Genomic DNA, 23967 nt, shown 5'->3' on the forward strand with positions numbered 1-23967 from the left:
ATCGAAAACGAGACTGGAGTTTGCCGGCCCCTGGTTCAGCGCGGTAGTACTACACTCTGCACAATTGCTATGCATCCGACGTATGACCAACTTAAAACCGCCCTCCCCCGCTACGCCAGCGCCCGCCTCGACCGACCGCATCGAACTGATGCAGACCTTTGTGCGGATCGTCGAAGCCGGCAGCCTGTCGGCGGCCGCCGCGCAGATGGGCACCACCCAGCCCACGGTGAGCCGCCGCCTGCAGAACCTGGAGCGCTCGCTGGGCCTGCGCCTGCTGCAACGCTCCACGCATGCGATGAAACTCACCGAGGACGGCGAGCGCTGCTTCGGGCGCGCCAAGGAACTGGTAGCGGGCTGGGAAGCGTTCGAAGCGGACTTGCGGGGTGCCGGCGACGAACCGGCGGGCACGCTGCGGGTGGTGGTGCCACATGCGTTCGGCCAGCAGCAACTGGTGGGGCCGCTGGCGGCATTCCTGCGCCGTCACCCGCGGGTGACGGTCGAATGGCTGCTGCACGACCGGACACCGGACTTCATCGCCGAAGGCATCGATTGCGCCATCCACGTGGGCGAGGTCAGCGACCCGTCCGTAGTGTCGATCCGGCTTTCCGAAGTGCCCCGCATCGTCGTGGCGGCGCCATCGGTACTGGAAGCCAGGGCGATGCCCTCGCATCCGAATGAGCTTGCCGGCCTGCCCTGGCTATCGCTGCGCACCTTCTACCGCAATGAGGTGTCGCTCACCCATGCGGCCACGGGCGAGACCCAGCGGCTGGCCTTCCACCCGCGCGTCGGCACCGACAGCCTGTATGCGCTGCGCAGCGCCGCGGTCATGGGGCTGGGCGTTTGCGTGGCGTCGGCGTGGCTGATGGCGGACGACATCGCGCAGGGACGCCTGCTCCACCTGGTACCGCAGTGGCAGGCTTCCTCGCTGCCCATGCAACTGGTCTATCCCTACGCGAGCTTCTATCCCGCCAAGCTGCGCCGCTTCGTGGAAACGATGCGGCAGACCGTACCGGCGACGATGGCGGGCAGCGCGGTACTGGCGCCCTGAGCGGAGCCGCCGCGCCCCGGAACAAGCCCTCCGCGCGCGCGGTCGAACCGATCAGGCCGTGAGGAAAGCGGGAGGTCGCAATGTCCAGGTCCCTTTGTTTCGCCGCCGCCGCTTTGGCAGCATTATTCGGCGCCGGCGCCCTGGCGACGCCTCCGGGCGGCAGTCTCTCGGTCAGCTTCATCGATCCGCAGAGCTACACCGACGCCGCCTACTCCCACCCGTATGCAAGCGAGAAGGATCTCGCCGCTGTGGAAAGCGATATCACGCGGCATCTGACCCGGCTGGCCGAGCGCAAACTCGCCCCGGGCGACTCGCTCAAGATCGAAGTGCTGGACATCGACCTGGCCGGGCGCTTCGAACCGTTTCGCTTCAACGGGCAGGAAATCCGCGTGGTCCGTGATATCACCTGGCCCCGGATGACGCTGCGCTACACCCTGAGCCATGACGACCGCATACTGGCAAGCGGCGAGGAACGGCTGGCCGACATGAACTTCATGATGTCGGTAAATATGTACTCGAGCAGCGACCCGCTGCGCTATGAGAAGCCCATGCTGGATGACTGGTTCGACAGGCGGATCGTCAGGCACTAGCCCGCCCCACTAGCTGCGCCCGGCGCACGCCTCCCCCGCAAGCCCTCCCCCTTTGACAGCAATGCCCAGGCGCGGCCGCATGGTCCGCGCCTTGCCGCTTATCCGCTGCATCTTGCGTAATTCCCACAAAAGAGATAATTTCCCTAATATGGAACGAACCGAACATGACGATATTGCCCTCGACCGCCAGATCGCGCAGCGCCTGAAGGCACTCAGGGCCGAGCGAAGCTGGTCGCTGGACGAACTGGCCAAGCGCAGCCACGTCAGCCGCGCCACCTTGTCCCGGCTGGAAAATGCGGAAGTCAGCCCGACGGCGAGCGTGCTTGGCAAGCTCTGCACCGCCTACGGCCTGACCATGTCGCGGCTGATGCGGATGGTGGAAGAAGATTTCGTGCCGCTGGTACGCCGCGGCTCGCAACCCGTCTGGACGGATCCGGACAACGGATTCCGGCGGCGCTCGGTGTCGCCGCCGGCGCAAACGCTGGCTGGCGAAGCCCTGGAATGCGAACTGGAACCGGACACGCGCATTGACTACGAAGAGACCCCGAGGCAAGGCCTGGAGCACCATCTGGTGATGATCGAAGGACAGCTGGAAGTGACTGTCGACGGGCAAACCCATGCACTGCGGGCCGGTGACTGCCTGCGATACCAGCTCTTTGGACCCAGCACCTTCGTGACGCCCGCGCAATCCCCGGCCAGATATTTCCTCTTTATCGTGTGAGATCACATGACCAGCGACACGCAAACCCGCATCTCGATGCTGCCAGCGGACGACATCACGCCTCGTCTGGGCGAACTGGCAGCCCTGTTACATTCCTGCGTGCAGGACGGAGCCAGCATCGGCTTTGTCCTGCCGTTCATGATGGGGGACAGCGAGGCCTTCTGGAAGGGAAACGTCTTGCCGGCGGTGCGTGGCGGCGCGCGAGTGCTGCTGATCGCGCAGCAAGAAGGAAAGATCGCGGGATCGGTCCAACTGGACTACGACACACCGCCCAACCAACCGCATCGCGCGGAAGTGCGCAAGCTGCTCGTCTATCCTGAATACCGCCGCCAGGGGATCGCACAAGCCTTGATGGCCGAAGTGGAAAAGCTAGCCCGCCAACTCGAGCGGAACTTGCTGACACTGGACACCCGCACCGGAGACAAGGCCGAGCCGCTCTATGCTTCGCTGGGGTACCAGACGGCGGGGGTGATTCCGGGGTACTGCAGGGATCCGTTTGGCGAACGGCTGGATGCAACCACGATCATGTACAAGGCGATTTGAAGCACCCCGAGCGCCCGCGGCCCCCGCAGACACGAAGAAGCGAAGAAGCGAAGAAGCGAGGAATTGTGCAAGAAAACGCGTAGCGCCAACCAACGATTCGGTGTAGCCGTGTGGAGCGCCCCCAAGGGCGGGCCACACCGACCCGCGATGCGAAGCGAGCCGTCAAGGTGTACTAGTACAACATCCCGTAAATGGCTTTAATAATTATCGGGCTGCAGATATAGGTGCAGGAGCGTGACGACCAGCTCGGCCATCTCGTCGAGTGTACCGTTGCCTGGCAACGGTTCCCAACGCCCGCTATGGCTGCGAAAGGCGGCGCCATAACGATTGCGGCCGAGCTCGGTCAGCCGAGCCACCACGGTCGGCTCCTCGTCGTCCAGACGTTTGATCAGCAGGTGACGCCCGTAGGCTTGCGTGATGATCTGCTCGTGGCCGAGCAGGCTGCGCAGTTGCCGCTGCAATTCGGCAGCGTAATGTTTGGCGGGTAAGGCTGGCATGTCGTTCCTCGATTACGATGCGCCGGTTTGTAGCGGATAGCCCCGGAAAGTCCATTTGAACGGGCGTGCCGCCCGATTGTGCGCGTGGACAAACTGCTCGGTGCGCTCGCGCAGGTGCGCGGTGCTGGCGTGGCTCGCGTGGCGCAGCACCCGGCGCGTGTAGCGGGCAAACCAGAGTTCGATCTGATTGACCCAACTCGCGTGCAATGGCGTGAAGTGGAAGTGAAACCGCCCATCGTGCCGGGCGTTAAACGCCTGCCAGACGGCCTGGGCGCGATGCGTATTGAGGTTATCCCACACGACGTGCACCTGTTTGCCCGGGTACGCGCTTGCCACGCGCTCCATGAAGGCGACCAGATCGTCCTGGGTGCGCCGGTCGCGGCATTCTGCCAGCACCTGTCCGGTATGCACGTCCAGCGCCGCAATCAACGCCTGGGTGCCGTGACGAATATATTCAAACTCGCGCCGACGCAGTCGCCCCGGCGCGGGTGCCCGTCCCGGGTGCTTACGTTCGATGGCCTGAATGCCGCTCTTCTCGTCGATACTGAGTACCACGGCGTTTCGCGGCGCCTTACGGTACAGCTTGCAAATGCCGTTGACCTTCTCGCGAAAGGCCGGGTCTGGGCTATGTAGCCTTTGCTGGACCCGGTGCGCACGCACGTCGCCGGCCTGCAAAATGCGCTGCACCTGGCTGCGGCTGATCTGCTCGACAACGCCACGCTCCACGGCGCGCACCACAATCTCGTCGAGCGTGGGCGTGACCCGCCCCTCAGGTTCCTGCGTCTCACACGCCAGCGCGATCAACTGTAGTCGCTCCTCGTGCGTGATGCGCGGCGGACGGCCGCTGCGCTCGCCCTCGCGAATGCCTTGGGCACCTTGCTGGGCAATGCGCTTGCGCCACAGGCAGACCGTTTGCGCCGATACACCCAGTTCCCGCGCAATGACCGTATTGGAGTGGCCCTCGTGCGCCCACAACGCGATTCGCGCGCGCATCACATCTCGCTGCGGCGCCGTCTTGCGCTCGATCAGCGATTGCAGTTCCTGTCTTTCTTTCTTCGCCAGCTTCACTGGCATTGCTTGGCGGCCTCGGCTCATCCCGCCATCATATCCGAGGTGATTAAATATTCAAGCTATTTACGGGATGTTGTACTAGGCCGTATGGGGCGCCTCGGGATCCGGTGAAAAGAGCGGAAAAGAGGGACCCATGTTTGAGTATCGCCTTAAGGCGATGCGAGTTTGGGTCCCGGCCGCTCTTTTCGCCGGATCCCGAGGGGGTGTCGCCCCATCCGGCGCGCCTTTTTTGCCTACTTTTTTGGCAAGACAAAAAAGTAGGTCGCCCCCCGCAGGGGGGTGAAACCGCCTTTGACTTTAAGCCTTTGAAGTTGAATTCAAAGCCCCTCTGAGCCTCACACCTCACACCTCATCCGGCACCCCCTCCAAGTCCTTCATCCACACAACAGACTCCGAATCACTAGGCGCCCGCCAATCCCCCCGCGGCGACAACGACCCACCCGACCCCACCTTAGGCCCATTCGGCACACAAGACCGCTTGAACTGGCTCGTCCGGAAAAACCGGTCAAGAAAGATCCCGAGGTTCCGCTTGATATCCGCCACCTTGTACTCATTACGCGCCACATGCAGCCCCTCGGGCCAGCTCCCCTTATCGCGATCGCCCCAGGCGCTCATGGCAAGAAACGCAATCTTGGTCGGCGTAAACCCAAACCGCAACGTGTAATACAGGTTGAAATCCTGCAGCTCATACGGACCGATGAAATTCTCTGTCTTCTGCTGTGGCGCATCGACCGAGTCGCCCGGCACCAGTTCTGGACTGATCTCCGTCCCAAGCACGTCGAGCAATACGTCAGACCCCGCGTCGCCGATCTGTCCCGTCTCCGCTACCCAGCGGACCAGATGCGAGATCAGCGTCTTCGGCACGCTGCCGTTCACGTTGTAATGCGACATATGGTCGCCAACGCCATAAGTACACCAGCCAAGCGCAAGCTCGCTGAGGTCGCCCGTGCCGATCACGATAGCGTGGCTGGAATTGGCAAAGCGGAACAGGTGGTTAGTGCGCTCGCCCGCCTGCACGTTCTCGAACGTCACGTCGTACACGGGCTTGCCCGACGCATACGGGTGCCCGAGATCCTTGAGCATTTCGATGCAGCTCGGCCGGATATCGATCTCCTTCGACACGCAGCCCACCACCTCCATCAGCTTGCGCGCCTGGAGCAGCGTGCGGTCGCTGGTGGCGAAGCCGGGCATGGTGATGCCGAGGATATTGGTGCGGGGCAGCTTCAGCCGGTCCATGGCCTTCGCGCACACGAGCAGCGCATGCGTTGAGTCCAGCCCGCCGGAGACACCGATCACCACCTTGGAGATGCCGCTGGCCGACAAGCGCTGGACCAGCGCCTGCACCTGGATGTTGTAGACCTCGCTGCATCGTTCGTCCCGGCGCCGGGCGTCGGACGGCACGTAGGGGAACCGCTCCACCGTCCGGCGCAGCGGCAAGGCCTTGTCCAGCGCCGTATCGACGGCAAACGGAATCACCCTGAACTTCGCGACCTCCGCGCCATGGCGCCGCACCGAGTGGCCGAAGGTGGTCTGGTGCATCCGCTCGCGCGACAGGCGTTCGAGGTCGACGTCGGCAAAGGTCAGGTGCGAGCTGTCCGCGAAGCGTTCGGACTCGGCCAGCAGTTCGCCGTTCTCGTAGATCAGCGCCTGCCCGTCCCACGCCAGGTCGGTGGACGACTCGCCCTTGCCGGCCGAACTGTAGACATAGGCCGCGAGGCAACGCGCCGATTGCTGGCTGACCAGTTGATGCCGGTAGCCGGACTTGCCGACCACGATATTGGATGCCGACAGGTTCACCAGCACGGTGGCGCCCGCCAGCGCCGCGAACGACGACGGGGGAATCGGCACCCAGACGTCCTCGCAGATCTCCACGTGGAAGCGGAAGAACGGAATGTCCCGCGCTTCGAACAGCAGGCCGGCGCCAAACGGCACTTTGTTTCCGTCCAGCAGCACTTCGCTCACCGCCGCGCTGTCCGCCGCGCTGAATTGCCGTGCCTCGTAGAACTCCCAGTAATTCGGCAGGTAGGACTTCGGGACGACACCGAGCACCTGCCCGCCGGCGACCACCGCCGCGCAGTTGAACAACTGATGCTCGACCCGCAGGGGCAGCCCGACCACCAGCGTGGTGGCAATGGTCCTGGAGGCAGCCACGATCTCTGCCAGGGCAGCCTCGCACGCATCGAGCAAGGCCCGCTGGTGAAACAGGTCGTCGCAGGTATAGGCGGACAAGCCGAGTTCCGGGAAGGCCACCAGCGCCGCGCCCTGGCTGGCGGCTTCCCTGGCCAACGCAATCGTCCCGGCTGCATTGAAGGCGGGATCGGCCACGCGGCAGACAGGCACGCCCACCGCCACGCGGGCGAAACCGTGGGAATAGATATTCAGGAACTTGTTCGTCATGTCACTCATGTCAGTCATCCTTGCGCTGCGCGTCGCAGCGTCCCGGCGCCTGCCAGGCGCCGGAGCGAGTTGTGCGGTACATGGCGCAATTCTACGATGCGCGTCCTTCCGGCGCTGAAGTCTGCCGGCGCGCAACGGCGCAGGCACGGCCGGGACGGGCTGCACCCGACGCCGGACATTGCGGCGTTTTCAACGATCGGGAAGGAATGACCGGTGCCGGCAGGCAAACGCTACTCGCCACGGGCGATCCGCCGCCCCACCGTTGCCAGCAGCATCTCCAGGTGGCTCATCTCGATCGGCTTCACCATATGGGCGTGGAAGCCGGCGGCATGCGTATCCTCATGGTCTGCCGGTTGCCCGAACCCGGTCATCGCGACGAAGACCGTGCCGGGCAGTTCCGGCTGGGCCCGCAGGATCTTCAGCAATTCGAAGCCGTCCATGAGGGGCATGGCGATGTCGATCAGCGCGAGGTGCGGCGAAAAACGGGTGGCTATCGCGCGGGCCGTTTCCCCCTCGTAGGCGACCGACACTTCATGGCCCAGCATCTCCAGCAGCATGGCGAGACTGTCAGCCGAATCCCGGTTGTCATCCACCACCAGCACGCGCAATGCGCCGGTCCGCGGGGACGTATCGGCAGCGGTGTCCGCGGGCTGATGCTTGATGCAGGGCATCTGGATGGTAAATGTGCTGCCCTTGCCCAGCCCGGCGCTGGAGGCCCGGATGGTTCCGCCATGCAGTTCCACCAGCGAGCGGCACAGTGACAGGCCAATGCCAAGCCCGGCATTCTGGGCTTCGCTGATGGGGCTGCGTTGCACGAACAGGCTGAAGATGTCTTCCAGCGCGTCATGCTGGATGCCGCACCCCTGATCGTATACCCGCAGCTCAAGCAAGCGGCCGGTCACCTCGCCGCTGATGGCGATGCGGCTGCCCGCCGGCGAGAACTTCGCGGCGTTGTGCAGCAGGTTCTGCAGGACCTGCACTAGCCGGGTGAGATCGGCCCGGAACGCCACGGGCTCATCGGGCAGGCTGACGTCGACTTGCTGCCCGCGCAAGTCCAGCACGGGGCGGGCGGACTCGATGCCACGCTCCACCACGTCGCGCAGGTCGACATTGCGCAGCCTCAGTCCCACCTTGCCCGAGGCAATGCGCCCCACATCCAGCAGGTCATCGACAAGCCGCGTCAGGTGGCTGATCTGCCGGTCGATCATGTCCCGGCAGCGCGCGGCATGGGGACTGAGGCTGGTATCCAGCCGCATCAGGTTGATGGCATTGCGTACCGGCGCCAGCGGGTTGCGCAGTTCATGCGACAGCGTCGCGAGGAACTCGCTCATGCGGCGGCTCGACGCTTCGATTTCTTCCAGCCGCCGTCTTTCGCTCATGTCCCGGACCACCTTGGCAAAGCCGCTGACGGCCTGGCTCTCGTCGTAGATCGGTGTGATCGTCACGTTGGCCCAGAACAGCGTGCCGTCCTTGCGCACCCGCCAGCCCTCGTCTTCGAAGCGCCCTTCCGCCCGGGCGCACCGCAACTCGTAGTCCGGCCAGCCGCTGGCGACGGCCTCGGGCGTGTAGAACACCGAGAAATGCTTGCCAATGACTTCCGCCGCCGCATAACCCTTCATCCGCTGCGCGCCCGGGCTCCAGCTCGAAATATGGCCGGTCCCGGTCAGGGTGAAGATGGCGTAGTCCTGGATGGCGTCCACCAGCGCGCGGTAGCTCGTCTCGCTCGACTCCTCGACTTGCGGGGTGGGCGAAGCTGGCGAGGAGGGCGCATTCAGGCTGCGGGGCTCTGTCATGGCGGAGACGTAAAGCTTTGCAGGGCGGATGCCCTGGCGGCGCAAGCTTGCCGGCGCCGCCCTGCTGCAATGCCCGGGATGCGCGGGATGCAAAATTGTGGCACGGTTTGGGCAGCGCAGCCAGATTAGGCAAGATGCCGGCCGGCCCCACCCCGGTACTGTATATTCATACAGTTCGCCGCAGCAGCACGTTCATCTCGTGATTTCCCCTACCAAGTGCGCCATCCCCTACACCGGGAAGGTTGCCTCCTTGCCGATCCCGCCCGCCACGTCTCCGACACAGGAGCGAGGCTGATGACGTACACCGTCGCCGTGCGTGCCTTGTGCGAATTCACCGCCAAGCAAGGCGATCTCGACGTGCGCTTCACGCCTTCGCCTACCGCCGCCGACGGCATGGCAGCCCATGCCCTGGTGCAGTCGCGGCGAGGCGCCGCGTACCAGTCCGAGATCAGCCTGCAGGGCGAGTTCAGGAACCTGCGGGTGCGCGGGCGCGCCGATGGCTACGATCCCGCCCGGAACCTGCTGGAAGAAATCAAGACGGTGCGCGGCGATTGGACCGCGCTGCCCGAGAACCATCGGCAATTGCACCTGGCCCAGGCGAAGATCTATGCCTGGCTGCTATGCGAAAAACTCGGTCTCGCCGGCATGCAGGTGGGCGTGGTCTATTTCGACGTGGCGAGCCAGCAGGAGTCGGGCTTCAGCGAGCAGTTCGGGGCCGGGCAACTCCGGGCATTCTTCGAAGAGAAGTGCGAGCGCTTCGTCAACTGGGCCTTGCAGGAGAGCGCGCATCGCGCGGTGCGCGACCAGGCGCTGCAAGGCATGGCCTTTCCCCATGCCTCGTTCCGGCGCGGGCAGCGTGACCTGGCCGAAGCCGTCTATCGCGCCGGACGCTCGGGCCGCTGCCTGCTGGCGCAGGCCCCTACCGGCATCGGCAAGACAGCAGGCACCTTGTTCTCCATGCTCAAGGCGGTGCCCCAGGGCCAGGTCGACAAGGTGTTCTATCTGACCGCCAAGACCACCGGCCGCCAGATGGCGCTGGACGCCGCGCAGGGACTGCGCGACGGTAACGCCGGCCTGCGCCTGCGGGTGCTGGAACTGACCGCGCGCGACAAGGCCTGCGAGCAGCCGGACCGCGCCTGCCACGGCGAATCGTGCCCGCTCGCGCGCGGGTTCTACGACCGCCTGCCGGCAGCACGGCAGGACGCCGCCGGGCAGGCCCTGCTCGATCGCGCAGCCTTGCGGCAGATCGCACTCAGCCACGATATCTGCCCGTACTACCTGGGCCAGGAAATGGCGCGCTGGGCGGATCTCGTGATCGGCGACTACAACTACTACTTCGACCGCGCCGCCATGCTGCATGGCATGACCGCCGCCAACGACTGGCGCGTCGGCGTGCTGGTCGACGAGGCGCACAACCTGCTGGAGCGGGCGCGCAAGATGTACTCGGCGGAGCTGGATCCCGCGGTGCTGCCCGAACTGCGGCGCGGCGCGCCAAGGCCGCTCGCCAGCGCGCTGCGCCGGCTCTGCGGCCAGTGGAACCTGCTGGCGAAGGCGCAGGAGAGCGCTTATGCCGCGTACCCGGAAATTCCCGGCCCGTTTATCGCGGCGCTGGAGCGCACGGCATCGGCCATCCTGGACCAGCTCACCGAAGCGCCGGAAAGCGTGGGCCCGGCGCTGCAGCGCTTCTATTTCGATGCCCTGCACTTCTGCCGCCTGGCCGAGTCGCTCGACGCGCATTCGGTCTTCGATGTCAGCAAGGAGGCTGGCGCCGCCGAATCCGCAACGCGCCCCGCCTGGAGCAAGACAGGCAAGGGCCGCCTTGCCGTGCGCAACCTCATCCCCGCTCCCTTCCTGGCGCCCCGGTTCGCGGCGGCCCATGCCACCACGCTGTTCTCCGCCACGCTGACCCCCGCGCGCTTTGTCAGCGACACGCTGGGCCTGCCACGCAACACGGTCTGGCTGGAAGTGCAGTCGCCCTTCCGCGCCGACCAGTTGGCGGTGCGTATCGCCGGCAATATTTCCACGCGCTACCGCGACCGCGAGCGCTCCGTGCGCCCCATCGTGGACCTGCTGGGCGCGCAGTACCGGGCGCGTCCGGGCAACTACCTCGCATTCTTCAGCAGCCACGATTACCTGCGGCAAGTGGCGGACGCCTTTGAGCAGCGCTGCCCGGATATTGCCGTGCGCCGGCAGTCGCGCGCCATGACCGAGGCCGAGCAGGCCGAGTTCCTGGCGGCCTTTGCGCCCGGAACCTGCGCCATCGGGTTCGCGGTGCTTGGCGGTTCCTTCGCGGAGGGCATCGACCTGCCGGGGGAGCGGCTCATCGGCGCCTTTATCGCCACGCTCGGCTTGCCGCAGCTCAACCCGGTCAATGAACTGACCATGCGCAGGATGCAGTCGGCATTCGGCTGCGGCTACGAGTACGGCTACCTCTATCCCGGCCTGCAAAAAGTCGTGCAGGCGGCCGGGCGCGTGATCCGCACCGAGGCGGACCGCGGCGTGGTGCACCTGATCGACGACCGCTTCGCACGGCCGGAGGTGCGCGCCCTGTTGCCGGCCTGGTGGGAAGTCGCAATCGAAACCGGCGAGACGCCGGGGAGTGCCTAGCCTTACGTAAGCCGCCATGCAGCCGCTACGGCGGCGAGACCAGGTGCCGCACCCGCGGCGGCGCCGGGCCGCGATGCAAGGCATGGACGCGGGCCTGGATCGCCTTGTCGTTGGCGCTGAAGCGCTCGTGCTGGCGCAGGTGCTCCAGCCACGACTCGATCACAAACGTTTCCACGTAGCGGCCGGGCGCTTCCATGTCCTCGAACAGGCTCCACGACAGCGCCCCGCCGCGCCTGCGCACGCGCCGCATTTCGCGGGCAGCGGCGAGAAACGCGGCGGCATCCCCCGGGTCGGTGTGGTATTCGACGGTGATCATCACCGGCCCGCGATCGCCGGCGGTCTCTTCGGAAAGCGGCACGCTGGCATCGTGCGGCGACGGCGTGAGATCCAGGTCCGGCGAATCGGCCAGACTCCAGCGCAAGGCCGCCACGGCGGCCAGCAGCATGCCCGAGCCGGCCACCTGCAGCGCCAGGTCCGTCCCCTTGAGCGAGGCTACCTGCCCCCACACTGCGCTGCCGGCCGCCATGGCGCCGAAGAACACTACCAGGTAGACCGCCAGCGCCCGTGCCTTCACCCAGCCCGCCGAACTGCGCTGCGCGCCGCCATTGAGCACGGACAGCACGACGATCCAGGCCAGGCCCGCGAACAGCAGCACGGCGGCGATCAAGGCGAAGCTCCTGAAGACCGACATGGCCAACAAGACCAGCGCGAAAATCACGCTGGCGCCAAGCACCAGGCGATCGGGCGAGAGCAGCTGGCGCAGGCGCGGCAGCACCAGGGCGCCGCCGATCGCCCCCGCCCCCACGCAAGCCAGCAGCAGCCCGTAGCCGCCCGGCCCCACCGCCAGCCCTTTGCGCGCCACCAGCGGCAACAGCGCCCAGCCGGCACTGCCGAACACAAAGAAGGCCACCGCGCGGACCAGCACCACCTGCAGCACCGGCGCCGCCTGCACGTAGCGCAGGCCAGCCCGCACGGCCGGGAGGAAATGCTCGGGCGGCAAGCGCCGCGTGACCTGCGCCGGCTGCCACCGGTAGATCACCCACAGCACCCCCAGCACCGACACCGCGTTGATCAGGAACACCGCCGGCGGCCCGAACAGCGTCAGCACGACGCCGCCCAGCGCGGGCCCGATCGCCCGGCTGATGTTCACCCCCAGCGAGTTGAGCGCCACCGCCGACTGCAGCTCCGGCTTGGGCACCAGGTCCGGCACAATGGCCTGGAACGGCGGCGCGCTCATCGCCGCGCCAATGCCCAGCAGGAAAGTGGCGGCCAGCAGCACCGCGGGCGTTACCAGCCCGGCCAGCGCCAGCAGGCCGAGCGCCGCCGCCACCACCAGCATCCAGGCTTGCGCGAACAACAGGTATTTGCGCCGGTCCACGATATCGGCCAGCACGCCGGACGGCAGGGCGAACAGGAACATCGGCAGCGTCGTGGCCGCCTGCACGAGCGCCACCATCAGTGGCGACGGGCTGACCGACGTCATCATCCAGCCGGCGCCGACATCATGCATCCAGGTACCGATATTGGACGCCAGCGTGGCCAGCCAGATGGCCCGGAACACCTTGTTGCGCAAGGGACTCCACGGCCCGGCGGCAGGCGCGGCTACCGCGGAGCCTGCACGGGAAAGCTCCTGATTCATCTCAGCTCCAGGTCCACGAAAGCGACACCCATGGATTGTAGGATGCGGTATGCGCGGCATGGGTCCCCGCGGGCATGCCACTATCGAGCGCCGGAAATCACTGCCCGCGCGATGGCGCCTGAGCATCGGCTGACAGGCGTTGTCAGCGAGGCGGGCCCAGGTGCGACGCGGGCTGCGGCCACGGGCGAACATCCGCTGCCTGGCGCGCCTCGCTCGCCTCGCTCGCCGGAGCGAAGTCGGCCGGATCGAGCCTGGCGGCAAGCAGCTTGCCAAAAGCACTGAGGAGCACGTCGGAGGTCAGGCCGGAGGGGCCGGCCAGTGCCGGGCAGATAATCCAGGTGCTGTCGCCCCGCGTGACCACGCGCAGGGATTTCACCAGGTCGGCGGGCTGCAACTGCCGCTCTTGCATCGCCGCGCCGTCCAGCGCGAATGCACTGACAAAATCCTCGGTGTGCCGATGGCCCAGGCACACCACCACCTTTGGCCGCCAGCGCGCGCACATCTGGGCCAGGAAGCGGAAGCGTCCGCCGTACCGGCACAGGTCCAGGTAACGCTCCTTGGGCACCAGTTCGGGCTGGCCGCGGAACACCCTGGACCAGGGGGTCAGGCCATCGAGCTGCACGGGCAAGGGAAACAGGTTGAGCTTGAACTCGGCGCCGCGGGACGAATACAGGCAGTGCTCGTAATACGGCTTCCAGTCGGCGTCAGCATCGCGAAGGCCCAGCACCTCGGCGCGGGCGGCGGCCATGATGCGGGCAATGCGCTGGTGACTAAGCCATTTGCCCATGCTGCCCCGATGCGCTTCACGAAACGCGCGGTCCCACGACAACGGCGCCATGCGGGGCTCGAGCGGCGCTTTCAGGTGCTCGGACCAGGGATTCGGACTCCTGTCGCAGAACCAGACCGAAGCCCGGGGATTCCCACCCTCCATGCCGACATACGACGCAAAATAAGTGTCCAGTTCCTGCCTTGTGAACACCTCGGTGTTTTCCATGCTGCCCCCCTGATTGCCTGGTGGGCCCCCCTTCCGCACTTGCCGCAACGTGCCGTTCAGCCAGGTAATGGCCACGCGTGCCGTCGCGATCGTCAGCCGGACGCCAGGCACCGGCCAGGGCCGGCGCTATGTCATTCCGGTCGTCTCATCTGCTTTGCGCCTCGTCGAAATCGTCCTGAGTAGCCTCTCGTCGCGGCCTGCCCCCTCCCCCTATTCGTCAGCCTTGTCGGCCCGGCCGGCGTTGCCGGCCTTGAGCAACTCGGCGATCGTGGTCGCGTCGGCCGGTGCGAACTGCGTTACGCATGCACGCGTCAGCGCCAGTGTGTAGGAAAACGCCATGGCACGGTCCTCGAATGTGCGGTTGAGCATGAAGTGCGCGGCGGGCATCTGGCCGTCGGCCAGCTTTGACAGGCGGACGAGCGATCCCCAGCTTCCGTCCTCCACTTGCAGGATATCCACTTCAATGGCGTATCCCGCCTCGATATAGGTTCTGGCCGGTCCTGGTCCTGCCTGCCGGCGTTCCGGTTTGTCGGGCACCATCTCTCGCTCCTCCACGATACAGATCATTCCAACACCATCACGCGCACGCCGTGCGCGTCACCACCAGCCCCTGGCGGCGGGCTCCCCCCGGCCGCCACGGGCTGCAATGCACAGGTCAGCCTCGCCTTCGGGCCGGCGCGCCGGCCACGCGGTTGACGGCAGGCGGCGGCGCGGTGGACTGGCGCACCACCAGGCCGCTGGGGAAACACAGGCGAATCGGCGCCAGCCCGGGTTGCGCCAGCCGCAGCATGACCCGGCGCACCATGGCTTCCGCCATGTCGCCAAAAGGCATGGCCACCGATGTGAGCGCGGGATTGGTGTATGAGCACATGCCGATATCGTCCATGCCAATCACTGAAACGTCGGCCGGCACCGACAAACCGGCCTGGTGCAAACCCGACATCAGCCCGATCGCCATCATGTCGTTGACCGCGATCAGCCCGGTCGGGCGCGCCGTGGTGCGCGCCAGCCGAGCGGCCAGGAGCTGGCCCAGTTCGGCCAGTTCGGCATCGCCATAGTGCGCGGCGGGCGGGCACTCTATCACCTCTGCCGTTTCTGCGATCCCGGCCTCTGTTGCCGCGGCCTCAAAACCGGCAATCTTGCTCGCGCGGCTGACGGTGCGCCCGGCGGGCATGACGAATGCGATATGCCGGTGGCCAAGGGCGATCAGGTGCGAGGCGGCCAGGTGGCCTGCCTGGAAGTTGTCGGGCGCGACATGGTCGATGCGCACAGGCATGTTGGGATCGGCGCCGCCGTCGTAGCTCACCATCGCCAGCCCCTGGCGGGTCGCCGGCTCGAAATGCTGCTCGTCGGTCAGCGACGAGACGATGATCACGCCGTGCACGCCAAACGAGAGCAGGTCGTCGAGCATGCGCGACTCCTGCTCCCGGTCGCGGTTGGTGTTGCCCAGCAGCACGCGATAGCCGGTCTGGCGCTGTGCTTCGGCCTCGATCTTCAGCGCGAGCTGGCCGTACATCGGATTGGCGGTGGAAGGCACCAGCAGGCCCAGCATGGGCGTCTGCCCGGTCTTGAGCTGGCGCGCAACCTGGCTGGGGCGGAAGCCGAGCGTGCGGATCGCCTCCTGCACCCGCTCGAAGGTGGCGGGATTGAGCCGCTCGGTGCGTCCATTGAGCACGTTGGAAACGGAGCTCACGGACACGTTCGCCAGTCTGGCGACGTCTTGTATGGTTGCCATTATCGGGTTCTCATGCCAGCTTCATCAGTCGGGGTAGCCATAGCGTGAGCGATGGCATCAGGACCAACAGCAGCAAAATCAGCAACAGCAGCACCAGGTACCTCAGCATCGGCCCGGCGACCTGCTCCATGCGCGTGCCGGTCATCGCGCACGTGGCGAACAGCCCCAGGCCCAGCGGCGGCATGAACAGGCCGAACCCCATGGCGATCACCATCACAGTGCCGAAGTGTAGCGGATGCACGCCGGCCTGCGCGGCAATGGGCGCCAGCAGCGGACCAAAAAGGATGAGCGCCGGCGCGCCCTCCAGGATGGTGCCGAACACGATCGTCAGCAGCACCGACACCAGCAGGAAGGCGGAACTGCCGTAATGCACCGCCAGCCCGGTCATGGCGTGCTGGAGCAGGCCGGGAAGTTGCTGGATCGACAGCGCGAATGCCAGGCTCGATGCCGTCGCGATCACGAACAGGATGCTGCCGGTCATGGCCGCGGCCCGCGCGAACAGGCGCACCACGGCGCGCACATCGAGCTCGCGGAACACCAGCACCCCCACCAGCAACGCGTAGACCACCGCAAAGGCGGACACCTCGGTCGAAGTAGCCATGCCCGATGTCACGCCCTTGCCGATCATCGCGATCATCAGCAGGGTGGCCAGCGCGCCGCCGGCCAGCTTGCACCTGGACTTGCGCACCGGAAAGGCCAGGGCAGGATCGATGCGGCTGCCGCGGGCCACGGCGAGGACGATCAGGCCGAGCGCCATCACCACGGCCGGGACCACGCCGGCCAGGAACAGGCCACCAATGGAGATGTTGGCGACAAAGCCCATCAGGATCAGGTTGATGCACGGGGCGATGGTCTCCGCCATCACGGCTGAACTGGCGAGCACCGCCGCGGTTTCGTTGGCATCCTGCCGCGTGCGGCGCACCGCCGGCACCACGATGCCGCCCACCGCGGCAATATCCGCCAGCTTGGAGCCGGACACCCCGGAGAAGACCGCCGTCGCCACGATGGCGATCAGGTTCATGGCACCGCGCACGCGGCCGAAGGCCAGCACCAGCAACTCCACCAGGCGCGCCGACATGCCGTTGACCTCCATCAGCAGGCCCGCCAGCACGAAGAAGGGGATCGCCAGCAGCACGAAATGATCCATGCCGGAGAGCACCTGCTGCGAATAGACGATCAGCGGCAGCGACGGCTCTGCCAGGAAAAACAGCAGCGCGGCCAGCCCCAGCACGAAGGCAATCGGCATGCCCAGCAGCATGCCGCCGGCAAAACCCACGGCCAGCAGCAACCACGGCGGAACCTGCCAGCCGCTGCCGGCCACCGTGCCGGACAGCGTGTTCCACCCCCACACTGCGGCGCACAGCAACGTCGCCAGCAACAAGGCCAGCCACTTGGCACGGCCCCCCTTCAGTGCATTGGCGAGCGCAATCGCGCTCAGGTACAGGCTGCCCAGGCAAGCCGGCAGGACATGGAGCCACTGCGGCAGGCCCAGCGGCGTGCTGACGTTGCGCGCGTCGAGCAGCAGCAGCACCGATGAAGCGAACAGCATGACCGACACCGCAGCGATCATCCACGCGCACAGCCGCGTGGCAAGAGACTGCCACCTGCTCGGCAGCCGGTTGCGAAAGACCTCGAAGCCGGGATGCCGGCCACGCGCCAGCACCGTGCCGGCGCCGAAGAACACAAGTACCGCCATCAACAGCCGCGCGCCATCCTCGGCCCACTCCAGCGGCGCGTGCAGCAGGTAGCGGCAGATCACCGATGCGCACACCAGCAATACGTCGGCGGCCAGCGCTGCCGCGCAGAGGTATTCGGCCAGCCTGGACAAGCGGCCCGGCACGCTGCCGGCACGCCCATCGGAGGCGTGTGCGGCGACGCCCCCGGCATCGTCCAGCGGGTTCGCGCTCATACCGCCGCGCCTTGCGCGCAGAGACAGGATGGCACGCCCATGCTGCTCAGGCGCGCGCGGCTTCGATCGCCGCCAGCAGCGGCCGGGTAGCGGGATAGCTGGCGGTGAATCCCGGCCATAGCTGCGCCTGCATGCGGGAGCGGACCGACTCCCGCTCCGTGGCGCGCATGGGATGGAAGGCCAGCCCGAGCTGGCGCAGCGCATCCATGGCCCGCTGGCCACGCTGCGGCGCCACCTCGCGCTGGTAGACGCTGGCCTGCGCGGCCGCCTGCAGCAGCGGCGCCTGCAGCTCGAGCGGCAGCTTTTCCCATGCCCGCTTGCCCAGCACGGCAACGCTGGCACTGAACAGGTGCTCGGTCAGCCAGCAATGCCCGACCACCTCATTGAGCTTGTTGGCCAGCACGCTGGCGGCGTCGTGCTCGAAGCCCGCCACCACGCCGGTCTGTACCGCCGTATAGACCTCGTTGAAGGGAATCGGCGTGGGAATGGCGCCCATCAGGCGAAAGGTGTCGACAAAGATCTGCGTGGGCAGCACGCGCAGCTTCACCTTCTGAAGCGCCGCCAGCGAGGTCACCGGATTGCGGGTATAGACGCTGCGCGCGTTGAAGAAGGCGCCCCATCCGATCACGCGGCAACCGGTACGCTCGCGCAGCATGGCATCAAAGCGCGCGGCCACGCCGCCATCCAGCGCGCGCGCCAGGTGCGCCCAGCCGTCGAACAGATAGCCCAGGTCGAGCAGTGCCAGCTCAGGCAATGCGGTGGCCCAGATCGAACTCCCGGTGACCATCATGTCGATCGAGCCCAGGCGCACCTGCTGCACCACGTCGGCCTCCTTGCCCAACTGCCCGTTAGGAAAATAATCGACACGGATGCGCTCGCCCACCGCCGCGCGCAGGCACTCACGGAAGCGCTCGAACCACAGGTACTGGGCCGAATTCTGGTCCACCGGCATGGCCGAGGAACAGCGCAGCACCACCGGCGCATCGGCGCCCATCGCAGCGCGCGGCAGCGCGGAACCCGCGGCAAGCGCCAGCGAGGACTTCATGATCTTGCGGCGAAAAGCATTGCACACTTCGTAAGACTCCATCATGGGCAGGGCCGGACAACTTCGTATTAAGCGTTTCAGTAAAACGGTTTACTGAAACGATTGACGAGATCATAGGCGAGTGGGAGCCAAAAGCAAGCGCGGCGAACTGGCAGGGCAGCGGGCGGCGCACATCGGCGGGCCAGGCGCGGGGAGAGCATGCACGAACGAGAGAATTCAACAGCAAGACACGGAGTGATGCCGCCTGGATCCTCCTCTAAAGTTCGTTCCATCGACACGAACCACGAAAGGCCGCAGCATGAAAGCAAGCCACGCAACGGCAACCCGCAGCGCGAAAACCAGTGAAGAGGCCACCCCGCGCATAGAGAGCCTGGACTGGGACGCCATCGCACATAACCTGGACCACCACGGCTACGCCGTCATGGAAAACCTGCTCGCCCCCAAGGCGTGCGACACGCTCTCGGCCCTCTACCCCCTCGACACGCCCTTCCGCTCCCGCGTGGTAATGAGCCGCCACGGCTTCGGCCAAGGCGAATACAAGTATTTCAGCTACCCCTTGCCTGCCCTGATCGAAAGCCTGCGCGGCGCGCTATATCCCTACCTCGTCCCGATCGCCAACCGCTGGAACCAAGCCATGGCCATCGACACCCGCTACCCCGCCCGGCACGCCGATTTCCTGGAACGCTGCCACGCAGCCGGCCAGACTCGCCCCACCCCGCTGATCCTCCGATACGGCCCGGACGACTACAACTGCCTGCACCAGGACCTGTACGGCGAACACGTCTTCCCCATCCAGGCAGCCATCCTGCTCTCCGAGCCGGGCCAGGACTTTACCGGCGGCGAATTCGTGCTGACGGAGCAGCGCCCGCGCATGCAGTCCCGCGCCGAGGTGGTGCCGCTGCGCAAGGGCGACGCGGTGGTGTTCGCGGTCAACCAGCGCCCGGTGCAGGGCACGCGCGGCAGCTACCGGGTCAAGCTGCGCCACGGCGTCAGCCGCCTGCGCTCGGGCCAGCGGCATACGGTGGGGATCATCTTCCACGATGCCCTGTAGGGGTAACGCGGAAACCACCCGCGGAATTTGACCGCAAGGCCCGGAGTGCGCAGCCCGCTCCACCGGCATACAGTGAACCCATGAAACGCCACCAGACACCCAGTTCGAGGACCGCCATGGAAATCCCGCCGAACTCCGCCGAACGCGACCCGCGCTGGGCACGCGTGCTCGCCCGCGCCCCGGCTGTCGACGGCGACTTCGTCTATGCCGTGAAGACCACCGGCATCTACTGCCGGCCCGGCAGCCCGTCTCGCCTGCCGCGTCCGGAGAACGTGGAATTCTTCGACACGCCCGAGGCCGCCGAAGCGGCCGGCTACCGCCCGAGCCAGCGCGCGGCGGCCGATCAGGCGGCGGTGGCCGCGCAGCACGCCGCCATCGTCGCCGAGGCCTGCCGGGCCATCGAACGCGCGGACAATCCGCCCACGCTGGACATGCTCGCCGCGCAGTCCGGCCTGAGCCCCTATCACTTCCATCGTGTCTTCAGGGCGGTCACCGGCCTCACGCCGAAGGCCTACGCCGACGCGCACCGCGCGCGCAAACTGCGCGCGCAACTGGGCCGCGCCGGCTCCGTCACCGAAGCCATCTACGACGCGGGCTTCAACTCCAACAGCCGCTTCTACGAGGCCTCGGACCAGATGCTTGGCATGACGGCCAGCCGGTACCGCGCCGGTGGCGCCAATACCGATATCCGCTTTGCCGTCGGGGAGTGCTCGCTCGGTTCGATCCTGGTCGCGCGCAGCGAGCGTGGCGTGTGCGCGATCCTGCTGGGCGACGATCCAGACGCGCTGGCGCGCGAGTTGCAGGACCAGTTTCCCAAGGCCAACCTGATTGGGGGCGATGCCGGCTTCGAGCAATGGATCGCGCGGGTGGTAGGCCTGATCGAAGCGCCGTCGCTGGGCCTGGACCTGCCGCTGGATGTCCGCGGCACGGCGTTCCAGGAGCGCGTGTGGCAAGCGCTGCGGGAAATTCCTTCCGGCACGACCGCCAGCTACGCCGAGATCGCCGCGCGCATCGGCGCACCCAAGGCCGTGCGCGCGGTGGCGCAGGCTTGCGGCGCCAACCATCTCGCCGTGGCGATTCCCTGCCATCGCGTGGTGCGCAGCGATGGCAACCTGTCCGGCTACCGCTGGGGCGTGGAGCGCAAGCGCGAGTTGCTCGAGCGGGAAGCGCAAGCGTCATTGTGAATAGCGCAGCCGCCTGCGGCGTACGCGTCAGCTTGTCAGCGAGTCAGCGCGCCACGTTCGGTGGGCAACCAGCCGTGCCCCCGATACCACGAGATGACATCGCGCACGGTTTCCTCGACCGGCCTGAATCCCAGGCCCAGCTCGCGCTCGCTCTTGGCGTGGCTGAAGCGGGTCCGGTCCGCTTCGCTCACCATCAGCCGCACGGTGGCCAGGCTGAGCAGGACCGGCTTGCCGCTCAGGCGCGCGTAGATCTCTTGTACGCCGGCGAGCGCATACAGCAGTGGCAGGGGCAGCGCGCGCGCCGGTGTTGGCACGCCGGCGATGCGGCCGATCAACGGGATCAGCTCGCGCATCGTCATATGCCGGCCCGCCGCGAGATAGCGCTCGCCACGCCGGCCGCGCTGCGCGGCGGCGATCAGCGCCAGCGCGACGTCGCGGGCGTCGACCACGGAGAAACTCCCCGGAACCAGGCCCGGCAGCTTGGCCAGCACCGTGTCGAGCGCCACCTGGCCGGCGGAAGTCGGGCCGATATCGCCCGGCCCCCACATCCAGCCGGGCAGCACGAAGGTGGCATGCATGTCGGGGGTTGTCTCGAGGAAGTCCCGGACCGCGCGGTCCGCCAGGATCTTGCTGCGATAGTAGTCGTCCGCCTCGGCGAGATCGCGATCGTTGGTTTCATCGATCACCGCGCCCGGCGCGCCGTTGAGCACGGCAATGGACGAGGTCTGCACGAAGCGCCGTACACCAGCGGCATAGGCTTGCCCGATCAGGGCAGCCGTGCCGTCGACATTGATGCGCCTGAGCGTTTCCCAGTGACTGCCGCCCTTGTAGTTGTCGCGGAAGAAGGCGGCGGTATGGAACACCACGTCACAGCCGTGCAGGGCCGGCGCGAAGGCGGGAACGTTCTCCATGTCACCAACCACAAGCTCGACGCCGGCAAGGCCGGCGAATTGCTGCTGTCCTTTTTCCTGCGAACGGACGAGCGCCTTGACAGCCACGCCGCGGTCGAGCAGTGCGCGCACGAGATTGTTGCCCAGCAGGCCGGTGGCCCCGGTAACGAAAGCGGTATTCAAGTTCATGGCAGCCCCTGCATTTCGGAGTTCATTGCAATTTCAGATATCAATTGACATCCGTTATCATAACAGTTGAAGTCCCAAAAGCAATTGCTATCGTTATCGCCACCCGCCACGCCAATGAACCAACCCACCCCACGAAAGCGGCTAAGCCGCGAGCAAAGCCAGGCGCAAACCCGCGAACGCCTGCTTGATGCAGCACGGCGGCTATTCGTGCAGCGCGGTTTTGGTGGCACGTCGATCCGGGATATCGCAGAGGAAGCTGGCTATTCGCAGGGCGCGTTCTACTCGAACTTCCCTGACAAGGAGGCGCTGCTGCTCGACCTGCTGCGCGGACACATGGAAGCCGAGGCGCGGCAGCTTGCCACGGTGTTCGATACCGCCGAACGCTCGGGCAGTGAGGTGCTCGCGGGCCTGGATGCCTGGGCGGCGACGCTCAACGCGGAGACGGACTGGGCCATGCTCTCGATCGAGCTGCAAATGCACGCCAATCGCAGCCCGGCGTTCGCCGCCGCATATCGCACCATCTGGGAAACGCACCGCGCGGAACTAGGCCGCCTGATCGAACGGCTGTTCCGGCACCTTGGCCGCGTACCGCCAGCCGCACCGGAAGAGCTGGCCGCCAGCTTCATGGCGCTTGCGCATGGGCTTGCGCTGCAACGGGCCACGACGCATCCCGACCCCACGGGCCGCATGCTCATGGTCTTCCTGCGCGGCCTGCTGGCCAGTGCCGAGGCTGCGGGCGGGGCGCCCGCCGCGCGTCGCCGTTAGCGGGTGCCCCGCGCCTCAGTCGTCGAAATCCCACATTCGGTGCAGGTCCAGCCGCAGCCGGCTGTCCGCCTCCAGCGCGTCGACCATGGCCACGCGTTCGGCCAGCGTGGTGTCGGCCAGCGCGCGCCGGATGATCAGCAGTTCGCTCAAGCCGGTTTCGCCTGCCTTGTAGGCCCGCCCGGTGCGCGCGGCGGCGCTGCGCTGCAGCGCCAGCGCCTCGGACTGGGCCATGGCCGCGGCCCGCTTGCCTTCCAGCCCGCGATACAGCACCTCGAACTCCGCACCGATCCGGCGCTCCACCGACAGGCGGCGGCGGGCCGCGGCCTCCGCTTCGGCGGCGGCGGCCACCGCCGACGAGCGCCGGTGCGCCGAGCCCAGCGGCATGGCGATGCTCACACCGGCAATCCGCTCCGCGCCGCCGCGCTCGACCGTGAAGAACACGCCCACGGTCGGGTCGGGCTTGCGCTCCAGGTCGGTGCGCCGGGCCTGCCGCTGCGCCTGCATCTCCTCGGACTGAGCAAGGCGGAACTCGTGGCTGTCCTCCACATAGCGGATGCGCAGCGCGTCGGCGGAATCGTCCGGCAAGGCCTGCAGGCGAACCTCCGCAGGCAGGCCGCCGGGCACGCCAAGCCCCGGAAAGCGCGCGCGCAGCTCGGCTTGCGCCGCGGCTTCGGCCGCCCGCGCGCTCGCCAGCGCGGCAGCCGTGCGGGAGCGCTCGGCCAGCAAGAGTTCGTGATCCATGCGCGCCGCATCGCCTGCCTGTACGCGCCGCGCGGTCACGCTCGCCAACTCGGCAGCCAGGCTGTCGTTGCCCTGCGCCGCGGCCCTTGCCTGCTGCGCGCGCAGCGCCGCGAACCACAGCGACAGGATCTGCCGCGAGACCTCATGGCGCGCATCCATCACGGCGAGCTGGCCGGACTGCACGGTCGCATCGGCCAGCGCGCCATCGGCATCGGCCTTGCCCCATAACCGCAGCGGGCGCTCCAGCGCCAGTTGCCCTTCGGCATACCGCTCGGACGGCTCCCGCACCTGCCGGCCCTGCCCGATGGCGCGCACCACGGCCTCGGCGGTGCCGGCACGGATGCCGTCCGCGCGGGCCAGCACCGCATCGCGGTGCGCTTCGGCCATCTGCACGTCGGGGGACTGGCCGACCGCCTCGCGCACGGCGGCTTCCGGAGGCAGGATGCCGGCTTCGGCGGGCCGGATCGCCTGCGCCCACGCGGTACTCGTCATGCCGCCGGTTGCGGCCATCAGGGAGACGGCCGTTGCCACGGCGAACGCCGAAGCGGCGGCAATCCC

At 67.0% G+C, this 23967-nt stretch carries 20 protein-coding genes; 8 read left to right on the top strand and 12 right to left on the bottom strand.

Features of this window, described 5'->3' with window-relative positions:
- Positions 1-82 precede the first annotated feature (82 nt).
- The 4 genes from ACZY0R_RS04890 (at position 83) to ACZY0R_RS04905 (ending at position 2902) form a co-directional block, all read left to right on the top strand.
- Positions 83-1048 (top strand): LysR family transcriptional regulator, encoded by a 966-nt coding sequence (locus ACZY0R_RS04890; RefSeq protein ID WP_488857378.1) that lies wholly within the window; start codon positions 83-85, stop codon positions 1046-1048.
- A gap of 80 nt (positions 1049-1128) precedes the next feature.
- A complete protein-coding gene (locus ACZY0R_RS04895; RefSeq protein ID WP_488857379.1) occupies positions 1129-1638 on the top strand; it encodes a DUF3016 domain-containing protein in 510 nt (169 codons plus the stop codon).
- A gap of 148 nt (positions 1639-1786) precedes the next feature.
- Positions 1787-2359 carry a helix-turn-helix domain-containing protein gene (locus tag ACZY0R_RS04900; RefSeq protein WP_488857380.1) on the top strand — a complete coding sequence of 191 codons (573 nt, stop codon included), beginning with the start codon at positions 1787-1789 and terminating at the stop codon, positions 2357-2359.
- A gap of 6 nt (positions 2360-2365) precedes the next feature.
- Entirely contained in the window at positions 2366-2902 is a 537-nt protein-coding gene (locus ACZY0R_RS04905; RefSeq protein WP_488857381.1) for a GNAT family N-acetyltransferase, read from the top strand.
- 197 nt (positions 2903-3099) lie between these two features.
- Here ACZY0R_RS04905 and ACZY0R_RS04910 read toward each other — a convergent pair whose 3' ends face one another.
- From ACZY0R_RS04910 to ACZY0R_RS04925, 4 genes are all read right to left on the bottom strand, one after another.
- Positions 3100-3399: a hypothetical protein gene (locus ACZY0R_RS04910; protein WP_488856969.1), complete on the bottom strand. Its 300-nt coding sequence runs from the start codon at positions 3397-3399 to the stop codon at positions 3100-3102.
- Positions 3400-3411: 12 nt separating this feature from the next.
- Entirely contained in the window at positions 3412-4494 is a 1083-nt protein-coding gene (locus tag ACZY0R_RS04915) for an IS630 family transposase (protein ID WP_488857382.1), read from the bottom strand.
- A gap of 318 nt (positions 4495-4812) precedes the next feature.
- Complete coding sequence (locus ACZY0R_RS04920; RefSeq protein WP_488859504.1) at positions 4813-6867, bottom strand: NAD(+) synthase; 2055 nt, start codon at positions 6865-6867, stop codon at positions 4813-4815.
- A gap of 230 nt (positions 6868-7097) precedes the next feature.
- Positions 7098-8660 carry a hybrid sensor histidine kinase/response regulator gene (locus tag ACZY0R_RS04925; protein WP_488857384.1) on the bottom strand — a complete coding sequence of 521 codons (1563 nt, stop codon included), beginning with the start codon at positions 8658-8660 and terminating at the stop codon, positions 7098-7100.
- Positions 8661-8954: 294 nt separating this feature from the next.
- Here ACZY0R_RS04925 and ACZY0R_RS04930 point away from each other — a divergent pair, with 294 nt between their 5' ends.
- Complete coding sequence (locus ACZY0R_RS04930; RefSeq protein WP_488857385.1) at positions 8955-11267, top strand: ATP-dependent DNA helicase; 2313 nt, start codon at positions 8955-8957, stop codon at positions 11265-11267.
- A gap of 25 nt (positions 11268-11292) precedes the next feature.
- Here the strand turns inward: ACZY0R_RS04930 and ACZY0R_RS04935 are convergent, their stop codons facing one another.
- From ACZY0R_RS04935 to ACZY0R_RS04960, 6 genes are all read right to left on the bottom strand, one after another.
- Entirely contained in the window at positions 11293-12906 is a 1614-nt protein-coding gene (locus ACZY0R_RS04935; RefSeq protein ID WP_488857386.1) for an MFS transporter, read from the bottom strand.
- A 142-nt stretch (positions 12907-13048) separates the two neighbouring features.
- Complete coding sequence (locus ACZY0R_RS04940) at positions 13049-13900, bottom strand: transcriptional regulator (RefSeq protein WP_488857387.1); 852 nt, start codon at positions 13898-13900, stop codon at positions 13049-13051.
- 210 nt (positions 13901-14110) lie between these two features.
- Positions 14111-14440: a hypothetical protein gene (locus ACZY0R_RS04945; protein WP_488857388.1), complete on the bottom strand. Its 330-nt coding sequence runs from the start codon at positions 14438-14440 to the stop codon at positions 14111-14113.
- Positions 14441-14555: 115 nt separating this feature from the next.
- Positions 14556-15635, bottom strand: a complete 1080-nt coding sequence (locus ACZY0R_RS04950) for a LacI family DNA-binding transcriptional regulator (protein WP_488857389.1) — start codon at positions 15633-15635, stop codon at positions 14556-14558.
- Positions 15636-15645: 10 nt separating this feature from the next.
- Positions 15646-17544: a TRAP transporter large permease gene (locus ACZY0R_RS04955; RefSeq protein WP_488857390.1), complete on the bottom strand. Its 1899-nt coding sequence runs from the start codon at positions 17542-17544 to the stop codon at positions 15646-15648.
- A 46-nt stretch (positions 17545-17590) separates the two neighbouring features.
- Entirely contained in the window at positions 17591-18631 is a 1041-nt protein-coding gene (locus ACZY0R_RS04960) for a TRAP transporter substrate-binding protein (RefSeq protein ID WP_488859505.1), read from the bottom strand.
- A 256-nt stretch (positions 18632-18887) separates the two neighbouring features.
- Here ACZY0R_RS04960 and ACZY0R_RS04965 point away from each other — a divergent pair, with 256 nt between their 5' ends.
- Entirely contained in the window at positions 18888-19640 is a 753-nt protein-coding gene (locus ACZY0R_RS04965; protein WP_488857391.1) for a 2OG-Fe(II) oxygenase, read from the top strand.
- Positions 19641-19756: 116 nt separating this feature from the next.
- Positions 19757-20824 (top strand): bifunctional DNA-binding transcriptional regulator/O6-methylguanine-DNA methyltransferase Ada, encoded by a 1068-nt coding sequence (gene ada / locus ACZY0R_RS04970; protein ID WP_488857392.1) that lies wholly within the window; start codon positions 19757-19759, stop codon positions 20822-20824.
- A 35-nt stretch (positions 20825-20859) separates the two neighbouring features.
- Here ada and ACZY0R_RS04975 read toward each other — a convergent pair whose 3' ends face one another.
- Positions 20860-21903 carry an SDR family oxidoreductase gene (locus ACZY0R_RS04975; protein WP_488857394.1) on the bottom strand — a complete coding sequence of 348 codons (1044 nt, stop codon included), beginning with the start codon at positions 21901-21903 and terminating at the stop codon, positions 20860-20862.
- A gap of 114 nt (positions 21904-22017) precedes the next feature.
- Between ACZY0R_RS04975 and ACZY0R_RS04980 the strand changes: the two genes are divergently transcribed.
- Positions 22018-22668 carry a TetR/AcrR family transcriptional regulator gene (locus ACZY0R_RS04980; RefSeq protein ID WP_488857395.1) on the top strand — a complete coding sequence of 217 codons (651 nt, stop codon included), beginning with the start codon at positions 22018-22020 and terminating at the stop codon, positions 22666-22668.
- A gap of 15 nt (positions 22669-22683) precedes the next feature.
- Here ACZY0R_RS04980 and ACZY0R_RS04985 read toward each other — a convergent pair whose 3' ends face one another.
- On the bottom strand, positions 22684-23901 hold the full coding sequence (locus ACZY0R_RS04985) for a TolC family protein (protein WP_488859506.1): 1218 nt from the start codon (positions 23899-23901) through the stop codon (positions 22684-22686).
- Positions 23902-23967: the final 66 nt, after the last annotated feature.

The sequence above is a fragment of the Cupriavidus sp. F041 genome (genome assembly GCF_057814235.1).